At 39.9% G+C, this 9,393-nt stretch carries 11 protein-coding genes and 1 rRNA gene; 10 read left to right on the forward strand and 2 right to left on the reverse strand.

The genetic code is table 11. The annotated features are described in order from the left end of the window. Positions 1 to 216: 216 nt before the first annotated feature. From EEJ45_RS17520 to EEJ45_RS17550, 8 genes are all read left to right on the forward strand, one after another. Positions 217 to 1,908, forward strand: a complete 1,692-nt coding sequence (locus EEJ45_RS17520; RefSeq protein WP_124566042.1) for a PAS domain S-box protein — start codon at positions 217 to 219, stop codon at positions 1,906 to 1,908. Between the two features lie 142 nt (positions 1,909 to 2,050). Continuing rightward, on the forward strand, positions 2,051 to 3,211 hold the full coding sequence (locus EEJ45_RS17525) for an efflux RND transporter periplasmic adaptor subunit (RefSeq protein WP_124566043.1): 1,161 nt from the start codon (positions 2,051 to 2,053) through the stop codon (positions 3,209 to 3,211). Continuing rightward, positions 3,204 to 3,884 carry an ABC transporter ATP-binding protein gene (locus tag EEJ45_RS17530; RefSeq protein ID WP_124566044.1) on the forward strand — a complete coding sequence of 227 codons (681 nt, stop codon included), beginning with the start codon at positions 3,204 to 3,206 and terminating at the stop codon, positions 3,882 to 3,884. Before EEJ45_RS17525 ends, EEJ45_RS17530 begins: the two co-directional genes overlap by 8 nt. Next, on the forward strand, positions 3,881 to 5,080 hold the full coding sequence (locus EEJ45_RS17535) for an ABC transporter permease (RefSeq protein WP_124566045.1): 1,200 nt from the start codon (positions 3,881 to 3,883) through the stop codon (positions 5,078 to 5,080). The genes EEJ45_RS17530 and EEJ45_RS17535 overlap by 4 nt, the downstream gene beginning before the upstream one ends. Positions 5,081 to 5,099: 19 nt before the next feature. Beyond that, positions 5,100 to 5,771: a YknW family membrane protein gene (yknW, locus tag EEJ45_RS17540; protein WP_164464334.1), complete on the forward strand. Its 672-nt coding sequence runs from the start codon at positions 5,100 to 5,102 to the stop codon at positions 5,769 to 5,771. 150 nt (positions 5,772 to 5,921) lie between these two features. After that, positions 5,922 to 6,059 carry a hypothetical protein gene (locus EEJ45_RS18535; RefSeq protein WP_164464335.1) on the forward strand — a complete coding sequence of 46 codons (138 nt, stop codon included), beginning with the start codon at positions 5,922 to 5,924 and terminating at the stop codon, positions 6,057 to 6,059. 192 nt (positions 6,060 to 6,251) lie between these two features. Then, positions 6,252 to 6,758: a DoxX family membrane protein gene (locus EEJ45_RS17545; protein WP_124566047.1), complete on the forward strand. Its 507-nt coding sequence runs from the start codon at positions 6,252 to 6,254 to the stop codon at positions 6,756 to 6,758. Between the two features lie 60 nt (positions 6,759 to 6,818). Beyond that, on the forward strand, positions 6,819 to 7,211 hold the full coding sequence (locus EEJ45_RS17550) for a DUF4359 domain-containing protein (RefSeq protein WP_124566048.1): 393 nt from the start codon (positions 6,819 to 6,821) through the stop codon (positions 7,209 to 7,211). A 13-nt stretch (positions 7,212 to 7,224) separates the two neighbouring features. On the opposite strand, the gene EEJ45_RS17555 is transcribed toward EEJ45_RS17550, so the two are convergent. Then, on the reverse strand, positions 7,225 to 7,437 hold the full coding sequence (locus tag EEJ45_RS17555) for a DUF2922 domain-containing protein (RefSeq protein WP_124566049.1): 213 nt from the start codon (positions 7,435 to 7,437) through the stop codon (positions 7,225 to 7,227). Positions 7,438 to 7,454: 17 nt separating this feature from the next. Continuing rightward, positions 7,455 to 7,679, reverse strand: a complete 225-nt coding sequence (locus EEJ45_RS17560; RefSeq protein ID WP_124566050.1) for a DUF1659 domain-containing protein — start codon at positions 7,677 to 7,679, stop codon at positions 7,455 to 7,457. Between the two features lie 664 nt (positions 7,680 to 8,343). On the opposite strand from EEJ45_RS17560, the gene EEJ45_RS17565 reads away from it, so the two are divergent. Further along, positions 8,344 to 8,841, forward strand: a complete 498-nt coding sequence (locus EEJ45_RS17565; protein ID WP_164464336.1) for a VanZ family protein — start codon at positions 8,344 to 8,346, stop codon at positions 8,839 to 8,841. A gap of 435 nt (positions 8,842 to 9,276) precedes the next feature. After that, positions 9,277 to 9,393, forward strand: a 16S ribosomal RNA gene (locus tag EEJ45_RS17570); the annotation flags it as partial.

Here is a 9,393-nt window from a genome sequence, read left to right on the forward strand (position 1 = left end):
ACCATGCACTAGGGGGAGAGCATGGTTTCACTTGCAATAAATGTTATAGGGTGGGAAAGCCCTGATAGTAGGATGTCCCATTATGTTTCTTTATATACATGTAAATGTAGAAAATTTTTCATGTGCAATGTTTGTCGTTTTTTGTAGCTTTTTCTTTATTATTACTCTTGTTATATAGTAAAATTAAGATGCAGATTCCGGTAGTTAGGGGGACATATGAGTTACTTACAAGAAATCCTGTTTGTATTGCTTGGGATTTGGTGTGTTTATATATGGCGTCAACGCGGCAGAAAACAGACACAACTTAGCCGCAGCGAGCAGCAATATTATGAAATGATGGAAACGAATGCAGATCCGATTGCCTTTCAAGTTGGACAAACGATTGTATACGTAAACGAAGCAACGGTGCAGTTGCTAGGGGCAACCAGTAAAAACGATTTGCTCGGTAAGAATGTATTTGAGCTGATTAGTCCATCACAGTGGAAATTAGCATGGAAGCACTTTCGAGAGCAAAAAAATCGCGGGTATGTCCGCTTTTTTGAAACAGAAATGATACGTTTAAATGGTGAACGTATAATGACAGAGATTGTTTGCCAAGAAGCAATATATCAAGATATGCACGGCATGCGCTTTATCATCCGAGATATTACACAAAAGCGTGAAACAGAACGCAAAATGCTAGAGGCAAAAGAAAAGCTAGAAGCCTTTTTCACAAACTCAGCCGACCCGATGTATATTATGGATTTGGACCGGAAAATCTTACAGGTTAACCCCGCTTTTGAAGCGTTGTTTGAGATGTCTGAAAAAGAGTTGTATGGTGAAAAGTTCGCCGGTAAATTGTTGCTGGCAGAAGAGGAGCGAATCTCTTATGTACAACGTGCTACATCCGGTCATGTTGTGCGTGATGTTGAGACGGCTGTCGTACGAAAAGATGGGACACATGTACCTGTCAGCTTAACATTATCACCTATTCGCAACGAAGCAGGGAAGGTCGTGATGTTGTCTGGTGTGATGCGAGATATGACCGTGAAGCAACAATATGAGCAAGCGTTACGTGAGAGCGAATATCGCTATCGAATTATTGCGGAGCATTCAAACGACTATATCTTAACTGTATCTAAGGAACTGGTGACGACGTACGTCTCACCTGCGATTCGTACTGTGCTCGGATATGCGCCGGAAGAGGTTGTGCATTCTCATTTTTATCATGGTATTCATCAAGAAGACTTGGAGCGTGTGCAAAATGGAATTGCTAGTGTGCTACATACCCATAAGCCGACGGTTGTAGAATACCGTGTACAGGCGAAAGAAAAGGAATGGGTATGGATTGAGGCGCGGTTTATCTCAATTCCTGAGTTCGATCATATTGTCGTATCAACAAAAGATATTCGTGAGCGGAAGCAATATGAAGCGCAGCTGAAAGAGTTGGCGTTTTTTGATCCGTTAACAGGGATGGCAAATCGCCGAGCTTTTGAAGAGCGTCTGCATTATTTTCTGGAACGCGGACAACCATTTGCGCTTTGTTATTTGGATTTTGATAATTTTAAACAAATCAATGATGTATTTTCTCATGAAGGCGGAGACACTTTTCTCATCGAAGTGGGTCGACGTCTTAACAGTGTAGTCAGAACATCAGATTTGCCTGCTCGCCTGGGCGGTGATGAATTTGTGCTTCTTATTCCTAAGATAACCAAAGAAGGTATGGCTGCGATTGCAAATCGCATTATAGAAGCGTTTCAGCAACCTTTTCACTATAAAGATCAACACATCATTGCTACTGTGTCTATGGGAATTGCATTGTATCCTTGTGATGGGACAGATGAAGGAACCTTGATGCGTCGAGCGGACGAAGCGTTGTATCAAGTGAAAGAAAAGGGTCGCAATGATTTTCAATTTAGCAAGATATAAAAGAGCTGTGTTTCAGCTCTTTTATTTTGTTTTTTTTTTGGGGTTCAAAAGAACTAATCATAAAACCATAAATAAGTCAAGGGTTGTTTTGTTTTGGAAAAATTTTATAATAATAGTATATAAATAGAAAAGGAGAGCTGTCATGCAAGCAGAACTGGTACAGAAACCGAAGAGGAAGAAGTGGATTGTTGCCGGAGTTGTCGCTGCGGTCGTGTTGGTTGCTGGAATTAATATTGCGGTAGTAAAAGGCAAAAAAAATCCGACAGAAGCATTGCAGTTTGAAAAGGTAACAGAGAGAACCATTCAGAGTACCAAATTAATTTCAGGACAAGTGGTACCAGGTAGCATTGAAAATGTATATGTGGATGTGGCAAAAGGGAAGGTTTCTGAAATTTTTGTGAATGAAGGAGATGCGGTTACAAAAGGACAGAAGCTGTTTTCTTATGAAAGCTCTGAGCTCTCGCTACAAGTGAAGCAGATTGAGTTAGAAAAGAAAATGACAGCTATGCGCTATGAGCAAGGCAAGGATAAAATTGCTTCTGTAAAGAAAGATATACAAAAAGCAACGGATGCAGCGATGCGCGAACCACTAAACGCGCAGCTAGCAGAACTTGAATTTCAGCAAAAAACAATAGAACTGGAAATTGAAAAAAATAAGCTACAGGCACAAGAATTGGCAAATCGCCAAAATGAGCTCATTGTGTACAGCAGTATCGACGGTGTTATTCAAAAGCTTGATAAAGACGCCACACAGACACAGGGGATGGGGCAGCCAAAGGCGCTGATGCAAATCGCGTCCAAAGATCCGTACCAAATACAGGGAACTTTAACAGAACTACAAAAAGGTCAGATTGTAAAAGATCAAAAAGTAACCATATCAGCTAAAGCTGTATCCAATAAAAAATGGACAGGGAAAATTATTGAGGTAAGCGAATATCCAACAAGTGCCGATTCCGGACAGCTAGCCGGCGGAGGGCAACCTGCACAAATGGTATCCTACTATCCTTATAAAGCGGTGCTAGATTCTCAGGAGGGTTTATCACCGGGTTATCACGTTTCGTTGCAGGTAGAGTTAGAAGCAAAAACCATGTTGGCGGTACCGCGAACTAGTGTGAAGGAAGATGCAGAGGAGCCCTATGTATTTCTTGTAGAGGGAAATAAGTTAAAAAAACAAACCGTAACGACTGGCATGAGCGACGGGGAATGGATTGAAATCTTGGAAGGGGTAACAGCTGGTCAAAGCGTTGTTAAAAACCCTGCCAAAAATGTGAATGAAGGGATGGAAGTGAAGAACAATGATTGAGCTCAAACAGGTGTACAAATCGTATGCGCAAGGCGCGTTAGCTGTCCCTGTTCTGCATAATATCAATATTTCTATCGAAAGTGGTGAATTTGTCGCAATCATGGGTCCATCCGGCTCCGGAAAATCTACAATTATGAATATCATAGGTTGCTTGGATCGTCCAACAAAGGGTGAATACATATTAAATAAAGTGAATGTACTAACTGCAGATGAAAAGCATTTGGCACTGCTTCGTAATCAATATATTGGCTTTGTGTTTCAGCATTTTCACTTATTACCACGCTTATCGGCTGTTGAAAATGTAGAGCTGCCTCTCGTTTATGGTGGATTGAAGAAAAAGGAGCGCCGTGAACGAGCACTAGAGGCGCTAGATAAAGTGGGTCTCGCTGATCGTGTGGGACATTTACCGAACCAATTGTCAGGCGGGCAAAAGCAACGCGTCGCCATCGCCCGCGCTATTGCAAACAATCCAACTTTTATTCTTGCCGATGAGCCAACAGGAGCGCTTGATTCCAAATCAGGCGAGCAAATTATGAACATTTTTACAAAATTAAATGAAGAAGGTACAACTGTGATCATGGTTACGCACGAGGAAGAAGTTGCAGCCTATACAAAGCGGCGTATTTATATTAAAGATGGTGAAGTGATTCAGGATCGGAGGATGGTAATATGACGCTTTGGGACAGCATCAAAATTGCCTTTTCCTCTATTTGGGCACATAAGCTTCGCTCCGCTTTGACAATGCTTGGTATTATTATCGGAGTAGGTTCTATTATTACTGTTGTTGCGATTGGACAAGGCGGGGAAGCCGCTTTGAAATCACAAATTGTAGGTGACGGCAACAATACAATTAGTCTTCAGTTTAAGCCGAAAGACGAAAGTATGTTTGCAATGGTTGAATATACAGCCCCAACCTTTACGCAAGATTCTTTGTTTCAAATTCAAAGTGTTCCCGAAGTAAAGTATGTGATTCCGGTAAACTCCTCATTTGAACAGCTATCGCACAATGAAAATACATCATCTGTTCAAATTACAGGCATTACTCAGGATTATTTTGCTATTAATAAGATTAAGGTGACAAAAGGAAGAAGTTTAACCGGCAATGATTTTGCGCAAGCGAATAATGTTGTGATGCTCAATGAACAAGCTGCGAAAGAATTATACGGCGAGGAAAATCCAATCGGTAAAGTTATTGAAGTTAAAATGCAGCCATTTGAAATCATCGGTGTATATAAAGGAAATGACGAATTTTTTGGTTTAGGCTTTCCTTATATGTTGCTACCATTATCCATCTGGCCGGTTATGTATGGTAGCGACGAAATTCAGTCCATAACACTTCAGGCAAAATCGCCGGATTTGATGGAAACAGCAGGACAAAAGGCAGTTGATGTATTAAACTTTAATAAATCAGATGAGCTAGAAGGGAAGTACGAGGTGCAAAACCTGGAAGAAATCAAAAAAGGCATCTCAAAGGTAACGACCATTATGACGTCCATCATTGGCGGTATTGCCGGTATTTCCTTGCTTGTCGGGGGCATAGGTGTAATGAATATTATGCTTGTATCTGTTACGGAGAGAACACGAGAAATTGGCATTCGAAAAGCGCTTGGTGCAACAAGAGGAAAGATTCTGCTTCAATTTCTAATTGAAGCGATGATGCTCACTTTGCTTGGTGGTATCATTGGTATCGGTCTTGGCGTTGGCGGAGCGTATATCGTGTCCACATTTGCAAAATGGCCACCTCTTGTCTCCGGTCAAGTTGTATTGGGAGGCGTATTGTTCTCTATGACATTGGGTATTATTTTCGGGTTGATTCCTGCGAACAAGGCGGCGAAGCTTGATCCGATTGAAGCACTACGATATGAATAAATAAAAGGGAGAGATGAACATGGAGTTAGGAACAAACGTTCAATCACAGGAAAAGCCATCCTTATTCGGCATTTTTGCTTCACCAAGCTTGCAGTTTGAGAGAATGAGAGGGAAAGTAAAGGTCGGTTTACCAATGTTTATCGTTGTGCTTCTTTTATCAATTCTCGCTGCAGTTGCAACACAATTTATACCGCCTGTAGAAGGTGTTGAAGGGTTGCCGGAAGTATCACCGGTAGCTGCAATGGGTATGGCTTTTATATTTGGACTGATTGGTAGCTATCTTGTTTTATTTATTGTAGCTGCGCTTTATAAAGTTTTGGCACTTCTTTTCGGTGAAAGTATTTCGTACAAGAAGATATTGTTGCTTCTTGTATTTACAGGAATGATTGGTGTATTAGGGCAGGGTGTGAATGTCGTACTAATGGCAGTACTTGGAGGAGAACAAGTGTCCTATACAAGTTTAGCGCCATTATTTGAGGCAGGTACAATTGCTCATAGTATTGCTGGTTCTGTTGAAGTGTTTGCAATTTGGAATTATATATTACTTGCACTGGGACTACAAATTGTCGGTGGTTTTCCTAAAAGTAAGGCCATTGCGTTTGTTATAACGAGTTACGTAATTTCGACAAGTATTCTTGTTGCAATCACGTATGTAGGATCAACACTAGAATCTATCTTTACACAAATGTAATCAACAGACATCTTCTCCGGAAGATGTCTTTTTTGTTCGATTTGGAGAACGAAAACTTTGCTAAAATTTAGTGCATCTGTTAATATAAAAGTATTAATTAATGAGTCGTTTCGTTCTTTAAAAAGAATAAAAGAAGGGAGAAGCGCACATATGATTAAGCAAGTGAGAAAAAGAATGCTACAGGCTATTTTGGCTGGTTTAATTGTAATTGCTACAATCACTACAATTGCAATAGGTAACGTTCATTTTAAAGAACGAGTTTCAAAACTAACACAGACGGCACCATAAGAGAGTTCTGTAAACAAATCAGTTCTTAGACTAAGAACTGATTTGTTTGTTATAACAACAGCTATCAGAAACGTTTATTCTTGATATTAGAATATGTGGAAAATATTGACTTGTATTACTATGGTTTCTACTATGAAAGATAGATAAAAGTTACATATTTTCATAGCTTGTAAGAAAAGGGGATGTCAATTCATGTGGGCGTACTTGCAGCGTCGGGGAAAGAAATCCATTGTCTTTACGTTAATCCGCTTATATCTCGGAGTGAAGTGGACGATGGCAGGGTATGAAAAAATTAAAGGTGGTTCCTTTAATGCTACCAGTTTTTTGAAAGGAGCTTTAGAAAAAGCGAAAGCGTCTGGTGCTGATGTTTTGGTTCAAGACTGGTGGGCGGTTGTTATTAAATATCTATTTTTACCGAATGTAGAAATTTTGAACTATTTAATCCCGGTAACAGAGCTCATTATTGGAATCTTCTTATTAACAGGTTCATTTACACGTCGTTCTTTACAGTACGCGATTGCACTTAACTTCTTATATTTATTGTCGGGTTCTTTACATGTTAACCCGCAAATGATTATCTTATCTCTTTTTTTATTAAAAGTAAAAGAAAATGCAGCTACATATGGTATAGATGGCTGGATTTTTATTCCTGCTATGCGTAAAGCAGCTCCTCCAAAGCCGACTAGCCCGCCCATGTAGGGAAATGCTTGTTTTACTTTTGCCATTTCTGTCATAACTATAAAAATGGAGGTGACAGATATGAAATGGCGATATCTTTCAGTAGCACTTGTTATAGTATCCCTGCTGTATTTAGCGAATACAAATCCGGAAAAGGGAGATTACACAGCATGGGCTTCTAAACAGTTTATGGAGCGTACAGCTATCCACAGTACATTAGCAGAGGCAGAAAAACAAGACAGTGTAATCGGTGACTTAGCTGCATTTGGTAAATCCATTACAGAGCAAGTGGTAGAACCGCAAGTGGGACTGATGATTGATAAACACACAAAACAACAGGATTATCTCTTTTTTTCCTTCTATCAAACGGAATTTGCAGTAGGTACAACGCAGTATAAGTATGAGACAATTGGTATAGCGGATCGGTTTGTACTGTTAGAAGCACCGCAACAAACAACAAAGAAGGAGCCATAATGGCTCCTTCTTTCTATTGTAAGTCGTATTCTGTGACTGTTCGTTCTACAAGACGTGCTCCTTTTTTGCGCGAGTTTGGCCCGAGTGTACGGAACACACCGGCATTTAGGATGGTATCCATTACCGCATTTACCGCTGTCTCTTCTACTGGAAGAGTAGGATTGTCGATAGAGAATGTGGCAGTTTTACCATCATCCTTTAAAAATTGCAGCTCAAGTGTAAGCATACATTATTCCTCCCTTATTAAATAGATACAATGTCAGACGTGCTAACCAATTGAATTGCTTCGAGTGTGTGCTGCTGCAAGGAAGCTAATGCGAGCGCCACTTCGTGTACCTTTTCAGCTGGTGCGTCTACTTTAACAAAGCGGTATACTTTGTTTTTCATGATTGCTTTGCCGTTAGCATCCGTACCGCCGTTAAGAGTTAAACGTAAATTCATATCCGTGATTCCTGATTGAATCGCCATGTGTATCACCTCCTTTCGCTATCTATATACATGCGAAGAAGGTAAAAGGGGAAAATTTTTTTATATTTTTTTGCTGTGTGAAAGTTTGAGGTTGATACTTGGCACTGATTAGAGGAGAAGGATGAGACTCCTGCGGGAAAAGCAACTCCCTACAACAAAAAGTAATAAGGAACTTTAACAGAGCTGTATTTTTTTGTAGCGTTTTGTTTACGAGAAAAACTGATAATGCCATTGGTTTTGAGACAAACAGGCGATGTGTAATTGTGTTCGTGTTACAGGTGCACCCCGGCGCTTTGACATGAAAAATAAAGTCGAGTTTGCTAAAATAGGAAAGATGTTTATATAGGAAGAAGGAAATGATATTCTTTTTAAGGTATAGTAATCACAGTGGTATATGATCGTGGCTATGTATAAAAAGAAGTTGATTCTTTATGTTTCTGTTTTGGGGATTTTGTGTTGGGTGTGTTAAAGCCTGATATTGCTAATTGTCATTTGTTAATGGGAGTGAAGGATGAGAAAAGCGAGTTACGCAGGTGCATAGCGCTGAGGAGAGTCTCTGACTGCCCATGGAAAGGAAATACCCGTAACGGAAAGCAACAACGAAATTTAATAGATTTTTTGTATTAAAAATACTACTTATATAGAGTTGATGAAGGAGTTTACTATGAATCATGTTATGAAGTATTGGCTTCCTGTGTTGCTGTGGGCCGGAATGATTTTTTATTCTTCCTCACAGCCTTATGAAAAACAAGATATGAGACCGGGCATTATGGAGCGAATTGATCCGGAGCAGGTAGAACGTTGGTTTTCCTCTGTAAAATTCTCCTATGCTAACTATGAAATTAGCGTACAAAATATGGGAGCAGCGGGATTTTTAGAGTTTTTTGTACGAAAAGGCGCGCACCTCACAGTGTTCTTCGGTTTAGGTATATTGCTGTTTCGTGCATTCTCGCAATATCGTCTTCCGGTGCACCTTACATTTATGTATGCCTTCACATTGCTGGTTACATACGCGGCGCTTGATGAAGTCCATCAAGGTTTTACTGACGGGCGCACACCGCTTTGGCAAGATGCGCTGCTTGATTCTGTAGGTGGATTTCTAGGAATAGTAGTTTGGTTGTATGTTCAAAAACGAAAAAAGAGTGTAGCCTCAACGAAATAAGTAAGGTAGGAGACACATTTCTGGATATGCGAGTTGAAGAGAAGATTATCTATATCAAAAAAGCGTGTCTAGTAGGTAATATAGTTTTTCTGACATATGAAAAGAGAACGTGACGGGTATGCATGATGTTACTCGGCATATTCTCTTTTTTAGGATCTGACCGCAGCTACGCTTGTACATTTCTTTTTCTTAATTAAAAATAGAAGAGAAACAATCATTTTATTATTTTATTAAAAAAGTAATTGACGTTCTCTCTATCACATAGTATATTAATACATGTCGCTTCTGACAAAACAAAAAACAACTTAAAAATAAGTTGTTGACATGTTAAACCAGAAATGATATATTATGAAAGTCGCCGATGAGCGATACATAGTTCTTTGAAAACTGAACGAAGTACAAAACGTCAACATTTATTTTAGCTAGACAAACGCTTTTATGGAGAGTTTGATCCTGGCTCAGGATGAACGCTGGCGGCGTGCCTAATACATGCAAGTCGAGCGAACCTCTTCGGAGGTTAGCGGCGGACGGGTGAGTAACACGTGGGTAACC

Origin of the sequence: Ectobacillus antri, from assembly GCF_003852715.1 — a bacterium.
In the GTDB taxonomy this organism is placed as follows: domain Bacteria; phylum Bacillota; class Bacilli; order Bacillales; family Bacillaceae_G; genus Ectobacillus; species Ectobacillus antri.